This is a genomic window from Thermocatellispora tengchongensis (assembly GCF_014202315.1).
Classification (GTDB): Bacteria; Actinomycetota; Actinomycetes; order Streptosporangiales; family Streptosporangiaceae; genus Thermocatellispora; species Thermocatellispora tengchongensis.
In genome coordinates, this window is record NZ_JACHGN010000012.1 from 99,798 (window position 1) to 119,976 (window position 20,179).

The 20,179-nt window shown below is 74.1% G+C and carries 18 protein-coding genes; 1 reads left to right on the plus strand and 17 read right to left on the minus strand.

The window, feature by feature from the left end; translation table 11 throughout:
• Positions 1-5: 5 nt before the first annotated feature.
• From HNP84_RS26985 to HNP84_RS27015, 7 genes are all read right to left on the minus strand, one after another.
• Complete coding sequence (locus HNP84_RS26985) at positions 6-2,738, minus strand: DEAD/DEAH box helicase (RefSeq protein WP_185052722.1); 2,733 nt, start codon at positions 2,736-2,738, stop codon at positions 6-8.
• 54 nt (positions 2,739-2,792) lie between these two features.
• Positions 2,793-3,692, minus strand: coding sequence for a diacylglycerol/lipid kinase family protein (locus HNP84_RS26990; RefSeq protein WP_185052723.1), 900 nt, complete (start codon positions 3,690-3,692; stop codon positions 2,793-2,795).
• Between the two features lie 16 nt (positions 3,693-3,708).
• Positions 3,709-4,506 carry a twin-arginine translocase subunit TatC gene (gene tatC, locus HNP84_RS26995; protein WP_246518739.1) on the minus strand — a complete coding sequence of 266 codons (798 nt, stop codon included), beginning with the start codon at positions 4,504-4,506 and terminating at the stop codon, positions 3,709-3,711.
• A 152-nt stretch (positions 4,507-4,658) separates the two neighbouring features.
• On the minus strand, positions 4,659-5,009 hold the full coding sequence (gene tatA, locus HNP84_RS27000) for a Sec-independent protein translocase subunit TatA (protein WP_185052725.1): 351 nt from the start codon (positions 5,007-5,009) through the stop codon (positions 4,659-4,661).
• A 98-nt stretch (positions 5,010-5,107) separates the two neighbouring features.
• Positions 5,108-5,260, minus strand: a complete 153-nt coding sequence (locus HNP84_RS27005) for a hypothetical protein (RefSeq protein ID WP_185052726.1) — start codon at positions 5,258-5,260, stop codon at positions 5,108-5,110.
• 9 nt (positions 5,261-5,269) lie between these two features.
• Complete coding sequence (locus tag HNP84_RS27010) at positions 5,270-6,247, minus strand: helix-turn-helix transcriptional regulator (protein ID WP_185052727.1); 978 nt, start codon at positions 6,245-6,247, stop codon at positions 5,270-5,272.
• Positions 6,244-7,197 (minus strand): helix-turn-helix transcriptional regulator, encoded by a 954-nt coding sequence (locus tag HNP84_RS27015; RefSeq protein WP_185052728.1) that lies wholly within the window; start codon positions 7,195-7,197, stop codon positions 6,244-6,246. Before HNP84_RS27015 ends, HNP84_RS27010 begins: the two co-directional genes overlap by 4 nt.
• 159 nt (positions 7,198-7,356) lie before the next feature.
• Between HNP84_RS27015 and HNP84_RS27020 the strand changes: the two genes are divergently transcribed.
• The gene (locus tag HNP84_RS27020) at positions 7,357-8,448 is read left to right on the plus strand and encodes a DUF3866 family protein (RefSeq protein WP_185052729.1); all 1,092 of its coding nucleotides are present in this window, start codon (positions 7,357-7,359) and stop codon (positions 8,446-8,448) included.
• Here the strand turns inward: HNP84_RS27020 and HNP84_RS27025 are convergent.
• The 10 genes from HNP84_RS27025 to HNP84_RS27070 form a co-directional block, all read right to left on the minus strand.
• On the minus strand, positions 8,445-8,897 hold the full coding sequence (locus HNP84_RS27025) for a DUF3291 domain-containing protein (RefSeq protein ID WP_185052730.1): 453 nt from the start codon (positions 8,895-8,897) through the stop codon (positions 8,445-8,447). The genes HNP84_RS27020 and HNP84_RS27025 overlap by 4 nt on opposite strands.
• 33 nt (positions 8,898-8,930) lie before the next feature.
• Complete coding sequence (locus HNP84_RS27030; protein ID WP_185052920.1) at positions 8,931-9,563, minus strand: helix-turn-helix transcriptional regulator; 633 nt, start codon at positions 9,561-9,563, stop codon at positions 8,931-8,933.
• 20 nt (positions 9,564-9,583) lie between these two features.
• Complete coding sequence (locus HNP84_RS27035; RefSeq protein WP_185052731.1) at positions 9,584-11,299, minus strand: hydantoinase B/oxoprolinase family protein; 1,716 nt, start codon at positions 11,297-11,299, stop codon at positions 9,584-9,586.
• The gene (locus tag HNP84_RS27040) at positions 11,296-13,311 is read right to left on the minus strand and encodes a hydantoinase/oxoprolinase family protein (protein WP_185052732.1); all 2,016 of its coding nucleotides are present in this window, start codon (positions 13,309-13,311) and stop codon (positions 11,296-11,298) included. Before HNP84_RS27040 ends, HNP84_RS27035 begins: the two co-directional genes overlap by 4 nt.
• Before the next feature lie 87 nt (positions 13,312-13,398).
• Positions 13,399-14,820, minus strand: coding sequence for a helix-turn-helix domain-containing protein (locus tag HNP84_RS56215; protein ID WP_185052733.1), 1,422 nt, complete (start codon positions 14,818-14,820; stop codon positions 13,399-13,401).
• A complete protein-coding gene (locus tag HNP84_RS27050) occupies positions 14,804-15,802 on the minus strand; it encodes an ABC transporter ATP-binding protein (protein WP_185052734.1) in 999 nt (332 codons plus the stop codon). The genes HNP84_RS56215 and HNP84_RS27050 overlap by 17 nt, the downstream gene beginning before the upstream one ends.
• On the minus strand, positions 15,799-16,614 hold the full coding sequence (locus tag HNP84_RS27055) for an ATP-binding cassette domain-containing protein (RefSeq protein ID WP_312925769.1): 816 nt from the start codon (positions 16,612-16,614) through the stop codon (positions 15,799-15,801). The genes HNP84_RS27050 and HNP84_RS27055 overlap by 4 nt, the downstream gene beginning before the upstream one ends.
• The gene (locus HNP84_RS27060) at positions 16,611-17,483 is read right to left on the minus strand and encodes an ABC transporter permease (RefSeq protein ID WP_185052735.1); all 873 of its coding nucleotides are present in this window, start codon (positions 17,481-17,483) and stop codon (positions 16,611-16,613) included. Before HNP84_RS27060 ends, HNP84_RS27055 begins: the two co-directional genes overlap by 4 nt.
• Positions 17,480-18,499, minus strand: a complete 1,020-nt coding sequence (locus tag HNP84_RS27065; RefSeq protein ID WP_185052736.1) for an ABC transporter permease — start codon at positions 18,497-18,499, stop codon at positions 17,480-17,482. Before HNP84_RS27065 ends, HNP84_RS27060 begins: the two co-directional genes overlap by 4 nt.
• 3 nt (positions 18,500-18,502) lie before the next feature.
• Positions 18,503-20,143: an ABC transporter substrate-binding protein gene (locus HNP84_RS27070; RefSeq protein ID WP_185052737.1), complete on the minus strand. Its 1,641-nt coding sequence runs from the start codon at positions 20,141-20,143 to the stop codon at positions 18,503-18,505.
• Positions 20,144-20,179: the final 36 nt, after the last annotated feature.

Consider the following 20,179-nt stretch of genomic DNA (forward strand, 5'->3'; position numbering starts at 1 on the left):
GCGGCTCAGCCGACCGAGGTGTAGGCCACCACGCCGCGGCGGATGGCGTCGACGGCCTTGGTGGCGTTGGCCCTGACCGGGCTGCCGGGCGGGGCCGCGTCGCCGACCTGGCCGAGCAGGTCCATGAGCTGCTTGGTCCAGCGGACGAAGTCGCCCGCGGCCAGTTCGGCGCCGTTGACGCCGTCGCTGAGGACCGAGTCGAGGGTGTGGCCCTTGGCCCACCGGTAGGCCGCCCAGGCGAAGCCGAAGTCGGGCTCGCGGATGAAGGACAGGCCGTGGCGCTCCTCGATGGCCTCCAGGTCGGTCCACAGCCGCACCATGGCGGTCAGTGCCTGGCTCACCCCGCCCGCGGGGATCTTGGGGCGGCGGGCCTCGTCGGCGGCGCGCGACTCGAAGACCAGCGACGAGACGCAGGCGGCCAGCTCGGCCGGGTCGAGCTCGTCCCACAGCCCGGCCCGCAGGCACTCGGCGGTGAGCAGGTCCAGCTCGGTGTACAGCTTGGCCAGCCGCCGCCCCTGCGCGGTCACCGTCTCGCCGTCGAGGTAGCCCAGCTCGTCCAGCACGCCGCACACCCGGTCGAAGGTGCGCGCGATCACGTGCGAGCGGCCCTCGACCCGGCGGCGCAGCCCCTCGGTCTCGCGCAGCAGCTTGTAGTAGCGCTCGGCCCAGCGGGCGTGGTCCTCGCGCTCGTCGCAGCCGTGGCAGGGGTGCTGGCGCAGCAGCCGGCGCAGCTCGTTGACCTCCTCGTCCTCCACCGCGTGGTCGCGGGCGCGCAGCGGCTTGCCCAGGTCGCGGTCGCCCAGCTTGGCGTGCAGCGTGGCGACCAGGTTGGCGCGCTCCTTGGGCGAGCGGGAGTTGAAGTTCTTCGGGATGCGCAGCCGCTCCACCGGCTCGACCGGCACCGGGAAGTCGCCCGGCGAGAGCCGCTTGACCTGCTTGCCGATGGTCAGCACCAGCGGCGAGGGGCCCTCGTGGCCGCGGGTGTTGAGCCCGGGGTCCAGAATGATCGCGATGCCGGCCCGGCGCCCGCCGGGCACCCGGATCACGTCGCCGGGCCTGAGCGCCTCCAGCGAGCGCACGGCCTGGGCCCGGCGGGCCGCGCCGCGCTGCCTGGCCAGCTCGGACTCGCGGTCGGACAGCCGCCTGCGCAGCCCGGCGTACTCGGTGAAGTCGCCGAGGTGGCAGGTCATCGCCTCCTGGTAGCCCTTCAGCGCCTCCTCCGAGCGGCGGAGCTGGCGGGCCAGGCCCACCACCGCCCGGTCGGCCTGGAACTGGGCGAAGGACGCCTCCAGCAGGGTGCGGGTGCGCTCGCGGCCGACCTGCCCCACCAGGTTGACCGCCATGTTGTACGACGGCCGGAAGCTGGAGCGCAGCGGGTAGGTGCGGGTGCTGGCCAGGCCGGCGACCGAGATCGGGTCCATGCCGGCCTGCCAGATCACCACCGCGTGGCCCTCGACGTCGATGCCGCGCCGGCCCGCCCGGCCGGTGAGCTGGGTGTACTCGCCCGGGGTCAGGTCGGCGTGGGTCTCGCCGTTCCACTTGTCCAGCTTCTCGATCACCACCGAGCGGGCGGGCATGTTGATGCCCAGCGCCAGGGTCTCGGTGGCGAAGACCGCCTTGACCAGGCCCTGGGTGAACAGCTCCTCTACCACCTCCTTGAAGGTGGGCAGCATGCCCGCGTGGTGGGCGGCCAGGCCGCGCTCCAGGCAGTCGCGCCACTCCAGGTAGCCGAGCACGGCCAGGTCCTCATCGGGCAGGTGGGCGGTGCGCTCATCGACGATCTGGCGGATCTCGTGCCGCTCGCGCTCGGTGGTGAGCCGGATGCCGGCGTACAGGCACTGGGTGACGGCGGCGTCGCAGCCGGCGCGGGAGAAGATGAAGGTGATCGCGGGCAGCAGGCCCTCGGCGTCGAGCCGCTCGATCACGTCGGCCCGGTTCGGCGGCCGGTTGCCGCGCGGGCGGCCGTAGCCGCGCCTGCCGCGGCCGTTGCCCAGGCGGCCCTCGTCGCGGGTGATGCGCAGCAGGTTGGGGTTCACCCGGGGCCGGTCGCCGTCGTCGTCGGTGACGAACAGGTCGTACAGGCGGTTGCCGACCATCATGTGCTGCCACAGCGGCACCGGGCGGTGCTCGTCCACGATCACGGTGGTGTCGCCGCGCACCTCGCCCAGCCACTCGCCGAACTCCTCGGCGTTGCTCACCGTGGCCGACAGCGCGACCAGCCGCACCGACTCGGGCAGGTGGATGATCACCTCTTCCCAGACCGCGCCGCGGAAGCGGTCGGCGAGGTAGTGCACCTCGTCCATGACCACGAAGCCGAGCCCGGCCAGGGTGCCGGAGCCCGCGTAGAGCATGTTGCGCAGCACCTCGGTGGTCATGACCACGATCGGCGCCTCGCCGTTGACGCTGTTGTCGCCGGTCAGCAGGCCGACGTGCTTGGTGCCGTAGCGCTTGACCAGGTCGTTGTACTTCTGGTTGGACAGCGCCTTGATCGGGGTGGTGTAGAAGCACTTGCGGCCCTCCTGGAGGGCCAGGTGCACGGCGAACTCCCCGACGACGGTCTTGCCCGACCCGGTGGGGGCCGCCACCAGAACGCCGTCGCCGGCCTCCAGGGCGCGGCAGGCGTCGATCTGGAACTCGTCGAGCGTGAAGTCGTACAGCTCGCGGAACGACCTGATCGCCGGCCCGTCTTCGGCGAGGTTCTGACGGAAGGCCGCATAGCGCTCCGCTGGCGTCGTCATGTCCTTCAGCCTACCGATATCGGCATTCCGGTCAGGCCGTCCCCGCCCGCCGCTTCAGGGGGCGAGCACCTTCAGCGCGCGCGGGACGACCGTGCAGGAGAACGGCACCGGGCCCACCCGCTCGCCGTCGGCGTAGGCCACCACGGCATGGCCTGCGGCGGCGGAGATCTCCACGCGGGTGGCCCGGCGGACGGTGACGGCGCGGTGGGTGAGGTGGGTGCCGCGGTAGACGCGGGGGAAGGCGCGCAGGAACTCGCCGGTGGGCAGCGCGCCGAGCATCGTCACGTCCAGCAGCCCGTCGTACGGGCTGGCGCCGGGGCACACGCGCATGCCCGCGCCGTAGGAGCGGGTGTTGCCGATCGCCACCAGCATCGCCTCCCGTTCGATCACCTCCCGGCCCTCGGGGGTGTCCAGGGTGATGGTGAACGGGATCGGCGTGAACGCGCGTAACTCCTCCACCAGGGCGAACAGGTACCTGGCCATGCCGGGCGGCCAGGTGCGGGCGTTGGCGCGCTCGTTGACCCGCGAGTCGAACCCGCACGCGACGACGCCGGCGAACCAGTGGTCGGCGCCGATGCGGGCCGCGTCCACGTCGCGGGTGCGGCCCGCCAGCACGATCCGCGCCGCCGAGGCGGTGTCGCCGGCCGGGATGCCGAGCGCGCGGGCGATGTCGTTGCCGGTGCCCGCCGGGATGATGCCGAGCGGCACGTCGGTGCCCGCGGCGGCCTGCACCGCCAGGTGGACCAGCCCGTCGCCGCCGAAGGCGACCAGCGCGTCGGGGCGCTCGGCGACGGCCGTGCAGGCGCGTTCCAGGGCCTCCTCGGCGGAGGCGCCGGCGATCACCGACACCTCCGCCCCGCCCTCGCGCAGCCTTCGTACGGTCGGCGCCAGCAGGCGCAGCGAGCGGCCGCCCCGGGCCGCGGGGTTCACGAGCAGGGCGATGGCACCGGGCACACCCGGAACCTACCGGCTATTTGCCCGCGTCGGAATCGGCCGTGCCCAGATCGAGAGGTGACGCCTCGTCGTCGGACAGCGAGGAGTAGTCCTCACCCGGCGGCAGGCGCTTCTCGCGCAGGTACATGAACAGTTCGGCCGCCGCGAACAGCACCACCATGGGCAGCGCCAGCGCGACCATGGTGAACGGGTCGCCGCCCGGCGTGGCCACCGCACCGAACACGAACATGATGAAGATCACCATGCGGCGGTGCTTCTTCACCGTGGCGTGGGAGAGCACACCGATGATGTTGAGGAAGATCAGCAGCAGCGGCAGCTCGAAGGAGACGCCGAAGATGACCAGCATCACCAGGGCGTAGCTGAGGAACTCGCTGATCGTGATGATCAGCACCGAGTCGGGCGGGGCGAAGCTCAGCAGGATGGCCAGCCCGGTGTCCATCACGAAGTAGGCGAGCGCGGCGCCGGCCAGGAACAGCGGGATCGCCAGCGACAGGAAGCTGATGCTGTAGCGCCGCTCGTTGCGGTACAGGCCGGGGGTGACGAACGCCCAGATCTGGTAGAGCCAGATGGGCGAGGAAGCGATGAGGCCGAACACCGCCGCGATCTTCAGGTTCACGAAGAACGACTCGAAGACGCCCTGGACCGCCAGCGAGCACTCGCCCGGCTTCAGCATGTGCTCCTGCGGCAGGCCGCAGTAGGGCTCCTTGATGAACTCGTAGATCGTGTCGAAGAAGATGAACCCGACGATCGTGCCGGCCACCAGGCCGAGAAGCGCCTTGACGAGCCGGTTGCGCAGCTCACGGAGGTGATCCATGAGCGGCATGCGGCCCTCTGAATCAGGCGGGGAGGACCCGTTCGCGGCCGGCTTCGGCCATTTGAGCAGAGCCATTCATGATCCTGGTTCAGCGTGGCGGGTGGGAGCGGAGGCGTGCGCGGGGACCGCCCCCTGGGCGGGGACGGCCCGGCTCAGTGCTTGTCCTGCTGGGCGCCGGCCTGGGCGCCCGCCTGCGCACTGGCCTGAGCGCGCAGCCTGGCGGCCTGCTCCTCCAGGACCTTGGCCTGCTCCTCCGGCGACAGCGCCGGCTGGGCCGGGGCGAGCTGCTGCGGCGCGGGGGCGGCGGGCTGGGGGGTGGCGGCGGGCTGGGCGACCTGCTGCACCGTCGTGTCGTCGTCGTCGCGCAGCTTGGCCGTCTCCGACTTGAAGATGCGCATGGACCGGCCGATCGCCCGCGCGGTGTCGGGCAGCTTCCGGGCGCCGAACAGCAGCACCAGGATCACCGCGATGATGATCAGCTCAGTGGGTCCCAGATTGGGCATGACACTTCCTTAAGCCGAGCGACGTGCAATCTCATCCCCGATCGTACGCTCCCGGAGGCGTGGTCTCACCCCCACAGCTCCCGAATCCCTGGGATGTTTCATCCAGACTCGTCCCGTTCGCGGCTCAGACGTGCCCGGGTACGCTCCAATTCACGGCCCAGTCCGCGGGCCGCCACCAGCACCCGGGCCGACAGGACTGCCACCACGGCCAGCCCGGCGGCGAGCACCGCGGCGACGATGATCCAGGTCATGCCGGAAGCCTAGCCCTCCGCGCAGGGGGCGTCGTAGAGGGCGAGCGCCGCGGAGGCGTGCTCGCGCACGGTCTCGGCCAGCGACTCGGGGGCGACGACCTTCCCGGTGTCGCCCAGGCGCAGCGCGAGGCGTACCAGCCAGCCGCGGTCCCTGGCGCGCAGGGTCACCCGCAGGCGGCCCTCGCCCAGCTCGGTGACCTCCTCGCACGGGTAGTACTCGGCCACCCAGCGCCCGGCCGGGGTGACCTCCAGCTCCACCAGCTCGTCGCTGGGCGAGGGCCGGAAGACGCCCTCGGTGACGTCCAGCGGCTCGGCCTCCTCCGGCGGGTCGGCCGGGACGTCCAGGATGCGGACCTCCAGCATGCGGTCCAGCCGGAACAGCCGCACCGCCTCGGCCCGGTAGCACCAGCCCTCCAGGTAGGGGCGGCCGTCGGCGACGACCACGCGCATCGGGTCGACCTCGCGCGGGGTCACCTCGTCGCGGCCGGGGACGTAGTAGGTCAGCGACAGCCGCCGGCCGGCGCGCAGGGCGTCCTTGACCACGGCGAGCGCGTCGGGCGCGGAGTCGACCTCGACCGCCACCTGGCTGCTGACGGCCGCGGCGCCCTCGCCCGCCGCGCGCTCCAGCTTGGCGATCACCCGGGCGAGCGCGTCGCGGTCGCCGACCTCGGCGAACTCCGGGAACTCCAGCAGCATCCGCAGCGCGACGAGCAGCGCGCTGGCCTCATCGACGCCGAGCCGCAGCGGCCTGGCGATGGTCTCGGCGTTCTCGATCAGGATCTCGCCGCCGTCCCAGGAGACGTCGATCAGGTCGCCCGGGGTGTGGCCGGGCAGCCCGCACATCCACACGAGCTGCAGGTCGTCGATGAGCTGCTTCTCGGTGAGCCCGAAGATCTTGGCGACCTCGGGCACCTGGGCGCCCTGGTGGGACATCAGGTACGGCACCAGCGCGAGCAGGCGCGGCAGCCGGTCGGTGGAGGCGCTCATGAGGCCATCGCTCCCTTGAGACGGCGGATCACGGCGTCGCGGGCGTCGGGCGGGGAGATCACCTGGACGTCGGCGCCGAGGCTGGCCAGCCACCCGGCCAGCCGCTCGGGGTCGGCGAAGACCAGCTCCACCTCGTCCCACTCCCCCTGGCCCGGCTCGACCCGCTGGGCGAGCTGGCGCAGCCCCTCGCAGGTGCCGCGGCGCACCCGCAGCAGCGCCGAGCGCTCGGGCAGCGTCATGTCGTCGCGGTAGCCGACCATCTCGCGCAGGTTCACGCCCTCGGGCACGCGCACGGCGCCGGGCTTGCCGACCGGGGTGACCTCGCCGGCGATGCGGCTGAGCCGGAACACGCGCGGCTCGCCCCGGTCGCGGTCGAAGCCGACGACGTACCATCGGCCGCGGCGGCTGACGACGCCCCAGGGCTCCAGGGTGCGGGTGAGCACCGCGCCGCTGCCCGCCGCGCGGTAGTCGAAGCGCACCGCGCGCCGGTCGCGCACGGCCTCCCACAGCGCGGGGAAGGCGGGGTCGCGGGTGTCCACGCGCAACTCCAGCGTGCCGAGCCCGCTCTCGTCGGTCTGCACGCCGCCCGCGCGCAGCTTCAGCAGTGCGCCGCCGGCCGCCTCGGCCAGGCTGGCCCGCTGCCACACCTGCGCGGCCAGGCCGAGCACCGCGGCCTCGTCGGGCTCCAGGGTGATCTCCGGCAGCTCGTACGCCTGGCGCCGGATGATGTAGCCGGGGTCGTCCTCCCACGGGTCCTTGTGGACCTCGATGGGGATGCCGATCTCGCGCAGCTCGTTCTTGTCGCGCTCGAACATGCGCTGGAAGGCCTCGTCGCCCTCGCGGTCGTAGCCGGGCACCGCCTGCCTGATCTGCTCGGCGGACAGGGGCCGCCGCGTGGCGAGCAGGCAGATCACCAGGTTGAGCAGCCGCTCGGTCTTGCGCCGCGACATCGTTCCTTCCCTCCTCCGAGCCCTCCGCGAGTGACGGTATCGCGCTTCGAAAGCATCAGTGTGCATCATTTCCGGCACGTGGGACGGCGGAACCGGCTCCCCCCGCCACGTGCGCCGGAGCCCGCCCCCGGCGCCGTCCGGATCCACTACCCTGCCCGGGTGATCAGATGGCGCAAGGGCGAGGTGGCGGAGATCCGGCGCGAGTGGCCGGGCGCGGTGGAACTCCTCGTGACCCTACAGGGAGAACAGGGCGCGCGGGTGCGGGCGCTGGCCTATCCGGCGCTGGTCGGCCGCCCGGAGCCGGGCGACGTGGTGCTGCTCAACACCACCGCGCTGGCGATGGGCCTGGGCACCGGCGGCTACGCGATGGTGGTCGCGGTCCCCGACCGGCTGCCGCCCGACCCCGAGGGGCCCGGCCATCTGGTCAAGGCCCGCTACACGCCGATGCAGGCCACCGTGCTCGGCGCCGACGAGCAGGACTCGCCGCACCACGAGCTGCTGCGCGAGGCCGACTCGCTGGACGGCATGCCGGTGGTGGTGGCCGACCTGCACTCCGCCCTGCCGGCGATCCTGTGCGGCCTGTACGCCGCCTTCCCCGGGGAGCGGCCGAAGGTGGCGTACGTGATGCTCGACGGGGGCGCGCTGCCCGCGTGGTTCTCCATGGCGGCGGCCCGGCTGCGCGAGCTGGACTGGCTGTGCGGGGTGATCACGGTCGGCCAGGCGTTCGGCGGCGACGTGGAGGCGGTGACCACGCACACCGGCCTGCTGGCGGCCCGGCGCGTCCTGGGGGCCGACGTCGCGGTGGTCGCCCAGGGGCCGGGCAACCTCGGCACCGGCACCCGGTGGGGGTTCTCCGGGGTCGCGGCCGGCGAGGCGGTCAACGCCGCCGCGGTCCTCGGCGGGCGCCCGGTGGCGGCGCTGCGGGTCAGCGAGGGCGACAAGCGCGAGCGGCACATCGGCGTCTCCCACCACTCCCTCACCGCGTACGGCCGGGTGGCGCTGGCCCGCGCCACGGTCCCGGTGCCGCGCCTGCCCGGCGCCTTCGGCGAGAGGGTCGCCGCCCAGGCCGCCGAACTGGCCGGCCGCCACGACCTGGTCGAGGTCCCCCTGGACGGCCTGGAGGAGGCCCTGCGCGGGTCCCCGGTCAAGCTCTCCAGCATGGGCCGCTCCCTGGACGAGGACGCCGCCTGTTTCCTCGCCTCCGCCGCGGCCGGCCGGCTCACGGCCTCCCTCCTGGAGTCCGCTCCCTAGCCCAGGCTGGGCGCGGGGGCCTCGTGGAAGTCCCTGAACGTGAACGCCTCGGGCGACGGGCCCCGCTCGCGGAGGCGGGCCAGGCGCGACATGCCCTCGTCCAGGCCGGGGATGGTGCCCTCGGGGATCCACCACATCACCGAGTAGGGCTCGGCGATGTGGTGGAACCACTCGCGGCGGCGGCGCAGGACGGGCAGGTGCTCGCTGCGGTAGGTGAAGTTCCACAGCGCCTCGCGCGACTCCCACACCGAGAAGTTGATCAGCAGGTGGTCGCCGTACTCGTGGACGACGGTGTCGGTGGGGGCGTCGCCGCCCTTGAGCCGCCAGACGAAGCCGGGGGCGTTGTCGGCGATCTTGTTGATGGGTTCGAGCAGGGCGATGAAGTCCGCGAGCTCGGGGGAGTCCTTGGGCGCGCGCATGTGGGCGATGTTGAGCTGAGCGAGGTGCATGCCGGTCAGCACACCACGCCCGCGGCTTCTATGTCAACTCTCATTGTTTTTAGAAAAGGCCACGCAGCACTCCCCCGGCCGCGGGGCGAGGCGGGCCGTCACGCCCCGCTCGCCCAGGCCCTCCAGCAGGCCCTGGCACAGGGCCAGGTTCACCGAGCAGGCCAGCAGCGGGCTCTCCTCGGCCACCACGTGGAAGGGGCAGTTGCGCAGGCGCAGGCCGCCCTCGTCGTCGTGGTAGGGCTCGTAGCCGCGCTCGCGCAGGGCCTCCTCCAGGGCGGGCGGGCCGCCGGCCGCGGCCTTGCGGCCCGCGGCCCGCGCGGCCTGCTCGGCGCGCTCCTCGCCGCCCAGGGCCTCGACCGCCTCGGCCAGGACCAGGGCGAGGGTGCGGTAGTCGCGCGCGGGCACGCTGACGACGTGCTCGGTCCTGGCGCGGGTGTAGACCTTGGCCGGGCGCCCGCTCCCCGGCCCGGTGCGCTCGCCGAGCCGCTTGAAGCCCGACTCCAGCAGCCCGGCCTCGACCAGCTTGTCCAGGTGGAAGGCCGCGAGCGTACGCTGCACGCCCGCGGCCTCGGCGGCCTCGTTGCGGCCCACGGCGCGGCCCTGCGCGGCCACGAACTCGTACAGCGCGCGCCGCACCGGGTCCTGGAGGGCGGCCACGGCCTGCATGTCGTCCACAGCCTGGGAGTCTAGAGCGCGTGGGGGTAGTGCTCGCGCGCGTGCTCCTCGGTGATGTAGCCCTCGCGCAGGTCGGCGCGCACCGCCTCGGGGTCGCGCTCCTCGGGCGGCCCGTAGCCGCCGCCCGAGCCGGTGCGCAGGTGCACCACCGCCCCCTCCGGCAGCGGCACCCGCGTACGCAGGGCGTAGTCCGCCGCGGTCCCGTCCGGGTACTCGACGGTCAGGCGGTTGGGGCGGCCGGGCAGGCCGCCGTCCAGGCCCCAGGGCTCCAGCTCGGTGCGGGCCAGCGCCGCGGTGAGGTACTGGTCCTCCAGGCACCGGAACGACAGGTCCAGGCCGAGGCCGCCGCGGAACCGGCCGGGGCCGCCGGAGTCCGGCGCCAGCGCCAGCCGCTCGATCCGCCACGGGTTGCGCGCCTCCCACACCTCGGCGGGCGTGAAGCGGGTGGCCGACTCCGACAGGAACATCAGCGCGCTGGCGCCGTCGCCGCGCGGCGAGGCGCCCTGGCCCACCGGGTGCGGCGCGCCGTCCGCCCACGGGGCCCCGGTGTCCTTGCGGTTCCCCCACCACACCAGGGAGTTGATGTCGCCGCCGCTGGCCGCGGGCACGCTGTCCGGCACCCCCTCGGCCAGCGACCTGATGATCAGCTCGATCGCGTGGTCGGCCGGGATGCCGTACAGGAAGCAGGGCGCGGGCCGGGTGGGGTGGAACAGCGAGCCCTCGCGGGTGAGCAGTTCGAGCGGGCGGAAGTGCCCCTCGTTGGGCTGCTCCCCCGCGCCCGCGAGGAACGCGATGGCCAGCCGGGCCGCCGCGACCGTGGAGGGCAGCGGGCAGTTGATCGGGCCGGGCACCTGGTCGGGGCAGTCGGTCAGGTCCACCTCGACCCGCGAGCCCGCCACCCGCACCGCGACGCCGAACGGGATCGGCCGGCCGCTCACCCCGTCGGAGTCGATCACGCTCGCCGCCGTGTAGACCCCGTCGGGCAGGGCGGAGAACCAGGCGCGCACCAGCGCCTCGCCGTGGTCGTACATGCGGGCGACGCAGCGCCTGAAGGTCTCCACGCCGTGCCTGGCCACGATCGCGGCCAGCGCCTCGGCGCCCGCCCTGGTCCCGGCCACCATCGCGTTGATGTCGCCGATGACCATGTCGGCCATCCGGCTGTTGGCCAGGATCATCCGGTAGACGTCGGTGACCAGGCGGCCGGCGTCGTACAGCTTGACGCCGGGGAAGATCGTGCCCTCCTGGTAGACGTCCAGGGTGTCGGTGCAGTACGGGTCCTTGCCGCCGATGTCGAGCCAGTGCGCCTTGATCGCGGCGTATCCGACCAGCTCCTCGGCGTGGAAGACCGGCACGACCATCGCGGCGTCCTGTGGGTGGGAGCCGGTGCCGTACGGGTCGTTGTAGAGGATCACGTCGCCGGGGGCGAGCGCGTCGGGGCCGCCGACGCCGTCCACGGCCGCGCGCACGCAGAAGCCGAGCGTGCCCATGAACGCGGGCAGCGTGGGCGCCTGGGCGAGCATGCACATGTCCTCGTCGTAGAACGCGACCGCGAAGTCCAGCGCCTCGTAGATGATCGGCGAGAACGCGGTGCGGATCAGCGAGCGCTTCATGTGGTCGGCGGCGGCGTTGAGCCCCTGGCGGACGATCTCGGTGGTCACCGGGTCGGCTTCCCGGCCCCCGCCGCGATCCGGCTCCGGGGCGGTGAAGACCGTGCGTACGACCGTCATCGCGACCGCTCCTTCCTGGTGATGAGCAGGCAGCCGCCGGTGGACGGCTCCACGGTGAAGCCCGCGTCCACGTACGTGGTCGCGGTGGGTTCCAGGACCACGAGCGGGCCCTCGGCGGGCGCGGTGAGCGCGTGGCGGGGCAGCGCCCGTGCCCGGGTGAACCCGGCGCGCCGGAAGGACCACAGCCGCACCTCGCGCGCCTCCGCCTCCGCGTCGCCGCCGCCGGGGGCGGGCACGGGCCTGCGGTCCACGTCCAGCCGGACGCGGGTGGTGGCGCGCACGGTGACCACCTCCAGCGGGTCGGTGAGCTGGTGCCCGTACGCCCGGTGGTACGCGGCCGTGAACCGCTCCCTGATCGCCGCCACGTCCTCCCGCTCGGGGTCGGCGCGCACGGTGAGGGTGTGCTCCTGGCCCCGGTGGCGCAGGTCGAGGTCCAGCTCCCGCTCGGCGTCCGGGGAGTCGCCCAGCCGGGCGAACAGGGCCCGCGCCACCTCGGCGACCTCACGCAGCGCGGCGTCGTCGTCCAGGGAGCGGACGAGCGTGCGGGCGGCGCCGCGTACGATGTCGGCCTGCATCAGCCCGACGGCGGAGAAGTTGCCCGCGTTGGGCGGCACCACCACCGTGTCCACGTCCAGCTCGTCGGCGATCAGGCAGCCGAACAGCGGGCCCGCCCCGCCGAAGGCGACCACGGCGGCGCGGCGCGGGTCGGTGCCGTGCTCGACGGTGATCCCGCGCACCGCCTGGGCCATGTGCGCGGCGGCGATGCGCACCACCCCCTCGGCCACCTCGTCGGCCCCGGCCAGGCCGCAGGGCGCGGCGAGCGGGGCCAGCGCGGCGGCGGCGGCCTCGGCCGACAGCTCGATCCCGCCGGAGATGCGCCCGGGGACGATCATGCCGAGGTGCAGCGCGGCGTCGGTCACCGTGGGCTCGGTCCCGCCGCGCCCGTAGCAGGCGGGGCCGGGCACGGCGCCGGCGCTGCGCGGGCCGACCCGCAGTAGGCCGCCCGCGTCCACGTAGGCCACCGAGCCGCCGCCCGCGCCCACCGAGCGCACGTCCACCCACGGGCTCTGCAGCGGCAGGCCCCTGACCCGGCCCTGGTAGAGCATGGGCAGCCGGCCGTCCTCGATCAGGGCGGTGTCGAAGCTGGTGCCGCCGACGTCGGCGGCGATGGCGGTGTCCAGGCCCAGCGCCTCGACCAGGCGGGCGGTGGCCGCGGCCCCGGCCACGGGGCCGGACAGGATCGTCTCGAACGGGCGCGCGGTCGCCTCGTCCAGCTCCAGGGCGCCGCCGCCGGAGCGGGTGACGAGCAGCCGCCCGGCGAACCCGCGGGCGCGCAGCTCGCGGTCCAGGTCGGTCAGGTAGGGGCCCATCCGGTGGCGGACCAGCGCGTCCACCACGGTGGTGCAGGTGCGCTCGTACTCGCGGTACTCGCCCGACACCTCGTGCGACAGCGACACCTCGCCGTCGAACCCCTCGGCGCGCAGCAGGTCGCGCACCGCGTTCTCGTGCGCCGGGTTGGCGTAGGCGTTGATCAGCACGATCGCCACCGCGTCCACGCCCTCGGCCGCGAAGACCGCGGCGGCCCGCCGCACGTCCTGCGGGTCGAGCGGGGCGACCACGCTCCCGTCGGCCGCGACCCGCTCGGCGACCTCCAGCCGCAGCCTGCGCGGCACGAGCGGCGGCGGCGGGGTCCAGAACAGGTCGTAGGGGTCGTCCCGGTCGCCGCGCCGGATCTCCAGCACGTCCCGGAACCCGGCAGTGGTGATCAGTCCCACGGTGGCGGTGGCGGGCTCGAGGAGCGCGTTCAGGCCCACCGTGGTGCCGTGCACGAAGTACGCGCACCGCGCCAGGAGTTCGGGCCCGGCCGCGGCGTCCACGACCGCCAGCACCCCCGCCTCCGGCGAGGAGGGCGTGGTGGGCCGCTTGGCCACCCGGATCTCCCCCGTGCGCGCGTCGCGCAGCACGAGGTCGGTGAAGGTTCCGCCTACATCAACCCCGATGACGGTGCTCATGCCGCAGAACCTAGGCTCCCGCCCGTCCCGGGTCGATGTCCCCTCACAACGACGCCCGCACCGCCGTTGTCCCCGGGCGACACCCCCTCAGGACGCCGCTTCGGTCACCACGTGGCAGGCGAGCTGGAGGGCGAAGCGGGTCTGGGGGTCGGTGAGGTCCAGGCCCAGGGCCTCGGAGATGCGGCGCACGCGGTGGGCGACAGCGTTGGGGTGGAGGCTGAGCAGCTCGGCGGCGCGGTTCCGGGAGCCCCAGGTGTCCAGGTACGCCTTGAGCGTGGGCACGGCGGTGGGCGCGAGCGCGCCCAGGCCGTCGAGGGGGGCCAGCATGTCCCTGGCCGCCATCAGGGCGCTGTCGCTGCCGGCCAGCTCGGCCAGGATCTCGTGGACGCGCAGGCGGTCGAACGGCTCGGCGTCGCCCTCGGGGGCGCGGGAGGCGGCGGCCCTGGCCTGCGCGGCGGCGCGGCGCAGGCCGTCGGGGCCCTGCCGGCAGGTGGACAGGCCGGCGGCGGACCCGGAGGGCAGGGTCTTGGCCACCAGGCGGGGGTCCAGCGGGTCGTCCTGCGGGCGCTCGTCGGTGGTGCGGATCAGCAGCGTGCCGTCCTGCCAGGGGGTGGTCAGCACCGCGCCGCCCAGGTCCTCGTCCGGGCGGTACGGGCCGCCGGTCCCGGCGGCGCCTCCGCCGGGCCCGGCCGCGCCTCCGCCGGTCCCGGCCGTGCCTCCGGCGGGCCTGACGAACACGGCCGTGTGCCAGCCGTCCACCGGGACCCCGGCGAGCCGGGCGCGGCGGGTGGCCGCGGGCAGGTCGCGGGCCGGGGCGCGGAGCAGGGCGAGCAGGGCCTCGGCGCGGGCGGTCTCGGCGGCGCGGGCGGCGGCGCGCACCCGGCCCAGGGTGGTGGCGACCACTCCGGCGACGATCGCCGCGGCGGGGTCCTCGCCGGCCCAGCACACGTAGCCGTCGGCGCGCCCGTCCACCCTGATCACCGCGGAGGTGGCCGGGGAGGCCGCGACCTGCGCCACGCCGTAGGCGACGCCGACCGCCTCGGACGCCGCGGCCAGGATCACGTCCTCGCCCGCGCCCTCGACCGCGCCCAGGCGCTCGATGGCCTCGCGGGTGCGGCGCAGCAGCGCGTCGGGGTCGGCGCGCACGGCCTCGCGCAGGCCGAACACCGTCTCCGACAGGGTCTGGTCCCCGGGCCCGGCGAGCAGCGCCACCCGTACGCGGCGGGCCAGCTCCACGATGTCCGGCGAGGCGCCCGAGGGCCCCGGCAGCACCAGCCCGGCCAGGTCCCTGCGCCCGGCGGCCCGCAGGACCTCGGCCACGGCCATGCCCGCGCCCGCCCGGGTCGCGTGCCGCGACAGCACCGCGACCGCGCCGGGCGGGGCCGCCTCCAGATCGCCGGGGTCGTCCACCAGCAGCACGCCGGTGACCTCGCGCGCGTCCCAGGGCCCGGCGACGAGCGTGAGCCGCCGGCCCGCGGGGGCGCGCATCAGGTCACTGACGTAGAGCACCCGCGAGCACCTCCTCCGCGCGATGGCAGGCGACCCGCCGACCGTCCATTTTGTCCAGTATGGGGGTTTCTTGGGAGCATCGTGGTATCGCCAAGGGGCACCGGTGCCGGAAGGCGCAGCCCGCGTCGGCGGCCGGGGCCTCCGCGAGCCGTACCGCACGCCCCAGATCCGGCCCGCCCGGCCCGCCGGCTTCGTCCGGCTCGCCGGGATCGGACGCTCTCGCCAGGGTCGGTACGGCGGCGCGCAGCGCGTGGGTGTAGGGGTGCGCCGGGCGGGTGAGCAGGTCGCGGGTGGGGCCCGACTCGACCACGCGGCCCGCGAACAGCACGTGGGAGGTCCGGCACAGGCGGTCCACCACGGCCAGGTTGTGCGTGATCAGCAGGTACCCCAGGCCGTGCTCCTCGCGCAGCCGGGACAGCAGGTCCAGGATCCTGGCCTGGACGGTCACGTCCAGGGCGCTGGTCGGCTCGTCGAGCACCAGCGCCCGGGGGCGCACGGCCAGGGCGCGGGCGATGACGGCGCGCTGGCGCTGGCCGCCGGAGAGCTGGTGCGGCCTGCGCCCGGCGTGCTCGGGGTCGAGACCCACGTCGGTCAGCAGCTCGGCGATCCTGGCCTTCCGCTCGGCCGCGCCCATGCGGTGGTGCGCGGTCAGGGCCTCGGCGATCGAGGAGCCGACGCGCATGCGCGGGTCCAGGGCCTCGCTGCCGTCCTGGAACACCGGCTGGACGGCGCCGCGGAACCCGGCCAGCTCGCGACGGCCCAGCCCGGCCAGGTCGCGCCCCTCGTACAGGACCCGGCCGGAGAGCGGGCGGAGCAGGCCGAGCAGGGCGCGGGCGAGCGTGGTCTTGCCCGAGCCGCTCTCGCCGATCAGCCCGACGCCGCCCTCGTCCACCGCGAGGGTGACGCCGTGCACCACCGCGCGCCCGCCGTAGCCCAGCGTGACGTCCTCGGCGGCCAGCGGCGCGGGAGGCGGGGTGGTCATGGGGCGCCTCCGGGCAGCTCGGGGACGGCGGCGATCAGCTCGCGGGTGTACGGGTCGGCGGGCGCGGCGAACACCGTACGCGCCTGGCCGGACTCGACGACGCGGCCCTCGCGCATCACCAGCACCCGGTCCGCGATCCGGGAGACCAGCGCGAGGTCGTGCGAGACGAGCAGCACGGCCAGGCCGTGCTCCGCGCGCAGGCGGCGCAGCACCGCCACGACCTCGGCCTGCACGGTGACGTCCAGGGCGCTGGTCGGCTCGTCGGCGACCACGGCCTCGGCGCCGAGCGCGATGGCCAGGGCGATGGCGAAGCGCTGGGCCTGGCCGCCGGAGACCTCGTGGGGGTAGCGGCGCAGGATCTCCTCGCCCAGCAGCACCGCGCCGACCGCGTCGCGGGCCCGCTCGGCGGCCTCGGCGCCCTTGACGCCGTGCCGGGCCAGGGCGCGGCGCATCAGCGTGCCGAGGCGCATGGTGGGCGTGAGCGCGGCCTGCGGGCTCTGCATGACCAGCGCGACCCGGGCGCCGCGCACGGCGCGGAGGGTGCGCGGGCTCGCGGACAGCACGTCCGTCCCACATACAGTGATTTTTCCGGACACGTCGGCGCCCTCGATCAGGCCCATCGTCGCCATCAGCGCGGTCGTCTTGCCCGACCCGCTCTCGCCGACGATCGCCACGCACTCCCCCGGCCCGAGGTCCAGTTCGGGCACGCTGGAGATCACCCGGCCCCCGGCGCGCACCTCCAGGTCGCGCACCTCGATCAGCGCCGTCCCGGCCGGCCGCGTGCCGGTCCACCCCTTCGCCGGCGTCTTCACCGTGGCCTCCTGCGCGGGTCGAGCGCGGCCCGCAGGCCCTCGCCGAGCACGTTGAACGCGAACGCGGTCACCAGGATCGCCAGCCCGGGGAAGGTCACCACCCACCAGTCGGTGGTGAACAGGCTCTGGCCCTGCTCGACCATCAGCCCCCACTCGGCCTCCGGCTCCTGCGCGCCCAGCCCCAGGTACGACAGCGCCGCCGCGGTCAGGATCACGCCGCCGGCGTCCAGGGAGAGCTGCACCAGCACCGGCGTGAGCGAGTTGGGCAGCACGTGCCGGAACACGATCACGGGCGCGGGCACGCCCAGGCAGCGGGCGGCGTCCACGTAGCCGCGCCGGGCGACCGACTGGGCCACCGACGCGGTGAGGCGGGCGTACCAGGGCCACCAGGTCGCCGCGATTGCCACGACGACCGTGGTCACGCTGGGCTGGAGCACCACGGCGAGCGCGAGGGAGAGCAGCAGCGCGGGGAAGGCCAGGAACACGTCCGTGATCCGCATGATCACATCGCGGACCAGGCCGCCGGCGTACCCGGCGACGACGCCGAGCGTGACGCCGACGGCCGCCGCCAGGGCGAGCACGGCCACGGCGATGAACAGCGAGGTGCGCGCGCCGTACAGGATGCGGCTGAGCACGTCGCGGCCGACCTGGTCGGTGCCGAGCCAGTGCTCGGCGCCGGGCGGGCGCAGGGCCTCGGTCAGGTGCACCGCGGTCCCGCCGTCCTCGGGGTAGGGGGCGATCCACGGGGCGAGCAGCGCGGCCAGCGCGACGAGGGCGAGCACGGCCAGCCCGGTGGCGGCCAGGACGTCGCCGCGGGCCAGGTCCGCGGCCCGGCGCAGCGGGGTCCGTCTCAGTTCGACGGCGGTCATCCTGCCTTCCTCACCCTCGGGTCGAGCAGGCTCTGCAGCAGGTCCACGACCAGGTTGGCCAGTACGTACAGCAGGGCGACGACCAGCGTCACCCCGGCGATGGCGGGGGTGTCCAGCGAGCGGATGGAGTCGGCGGCGTACCGGCCGAGGCCGGGCCAGTTGAAGACCGCCTCCACCAGGAAGCCGTTCACGATCGCGTACGCGAACACCAGCGCGATCAGCGACAGCACCGGGCCCGCGGCCGGGCGCAGCGAGAACCGGGTCAGCACGGCGGTCTCGCCGAAGCCGAGCGCGCGGGCCATGCGGGCGTGGTCCTGACCGGCCTCCTCGATCAGCGCGGCCCTGGTCATCTGGGCGATGACCCCCGCCGGGTACGCGGCCACCACCAGCGCGGGCAGCACCAGGTGCTCCAGGGTGCTGGTCAGCATCGGCCAGTTGCCGGTGAACAGGGCGTCCACGGCGGTGATGTTGGTGTAGACCCGCAGCGGGCTGGTGGTGTCCAGCGTGGCGTCGTACTCGCCCGCGACCGGGAACCAGCCGAGGTTGCTGGCGAAGACGGTCTGCACGGCCAGCGCCAGCCAGAAGACCGGGACGGACACGGCGAGCATCGAGGACAACCGCACCGAGAAATCCGGAAATTTCCCTTTATAGCGGGCAGCCAGCACCCCGAGCGGCACCCCCGCGGCCACCGCCACGATCAGCGCCGCCCCCACCAGCTCCAGCGACGCCGGGAACACCGTGGTCAGGTCGCTCGCCACCGGCTGCCGGGTGTGCAGGCTGGTCCCCCACTCACCCGACAGCAGGTCGCGCACGTAGTTCCAGAGCTGCACCCACAGCGGGTCGTCCAGGCCGAACCTGGCCCGCGCCGCCGCCAGCTCCGCGGCGCTCGCCTTCGGCCCGGCGTAGGCGACGGCGGGATCGCCGGGCACCAGCCGCATGATGGCGAAGGTGAGCACGATCACGCCGGCCACGACCAGGACGGCCTGGCCGAGCCGGCGGATCAGGTACCCCGTCACGCGTTACGCGCCCGGCTTCAGGTCGTGCACGAACACGACGTTGGGGTAGGCGGGGTTGTCCACGTAGCCCTGGACGCCCTTGGCGAAGGCCCGCTGGTAGTTCTGCGTGAACAGCACCGCCACCGCGGCATGCTGGTCGATCAGCATGGTCTGCAGATCGGCGTAGGACTTCTCGGCCGCGGCCCGGTCGGTCGCGGTCTGCTCGGGCAGCGCGTCGATGGCCGCGTCCACCTTGGCGTCCTTGAGGTAGCTGAGGTTGAACGACGGGGTGTCGGAGGAGCGGAAGACGTTGACGAACCACGAGTACGCGTCGGCGTAGTCCGGGTACCAGTACATGACGAAGATGTCCTGGCGCTTGGCCGGGTCGGCCGACTTGCCCTGGTCCCACTGCGTGTTCCACTGCAGCGGCTTGGCGTTCAGCGTGACGTTCATGCCCTTGAGCGTCGAGGCGAGCGTCGTGGCGAAGAGCTGCTGGTCGTCATCGCCCTGGGCGTAGGTCATGGTCAGCTTCAGCTCCTGCTGGTCGGGCCCGTAGCCCGCCTCCTGCAGCAGCTCGGCGGCCTCCTGGAGGTTCTGCTGCGGCACCCGGCCCTCGACGTGCCCGAGCAGGCCCTGCGGCACCAGCCCGCTGGCGGCCACGGCCGAGCCCTTGAGCGCGACCACCAGGCCCTGGTAGTCGATGGCCTTCTGGATCGCCCGCCGCACCCGCACGTCCTTCATCGGGCCGCTCGCGGTGTTGAACAGCGCGAGCAGGTTCTGGAACGACGGGGTCTCGGTGGTCTGCAGCCCGCTGCCCTGGGCCTGGGCGAACAGTTGCGGGTTGAGGCGCTGCACGAAGCTCACCTCGCCGCGCTGGAGGAGCTGCCAGGCGGTGGTCAGCTCGGGCGTGACCCGGAAGGCGACCTTGGTGTAGTGCGGGCCGTCCCAGCCGCCCCAGTAGTCCTGGTACGCCTTCAGCGTGAGCTCGGTCTCCTTGCCCTTCTGCCAGGTGTCGATCGTGTACGGCCCGGAGCCGGCGTCCTTGCCCTCGGCGAACCACTTCTTCAGGTCGCCCGACCCGGCGGCCGTGGTGTCGTAGATGTAGGCGCCGTAGTCGGAGGAGGCGATCAGGTCCAGCGGCGCGGCGTACTTGAGGGTGAAGGTGAGCGTGGTGGCGTCGGTGGCCTCGATCGACTTCACCGAGTCCCAGATGTAGGCCGGGCCGCCGCCCTCCTCCTTGGTGCGCTCGATCGACTTCTTGGCCGCCTCGGCGTCCACCGGCTTGCCGGTGTGGAAGGTCGCGCCCTCGCGCAGCGTGAACGTCCAGGTCCTGCCGTCCTGCGAGGACGTCCACGAGGTGGCCAGGCGCGGCACCGGCTTCTGCGACACCGGGTCGTACTTGGTCAGCGACTCGTAGATGTTCTGCATCGCGATGATCTCGTTGGAGTACGAGGTCGCGGGGTCCCAGTCGGTGACGACGTCGAGGTTGGGCACGTAGGTGAAGGTGGCGTCGGAGGCCGCCGGGGCGGTGCCGGTACCGGTGCCGGTGCCGGCCGCCGGGGTGGCCGTGCCGCCCGCGCCCCTGACCTGGCCGCCGCCGCACGCGGCGGTCAGGGCGAGCGCCGCGGTGGCTCCGGCGACCAGCAGCCGCTTGTGCCAGCGCATATGTGGGGGTCCTTTCGTAGAGGGGGTACGGGCGCG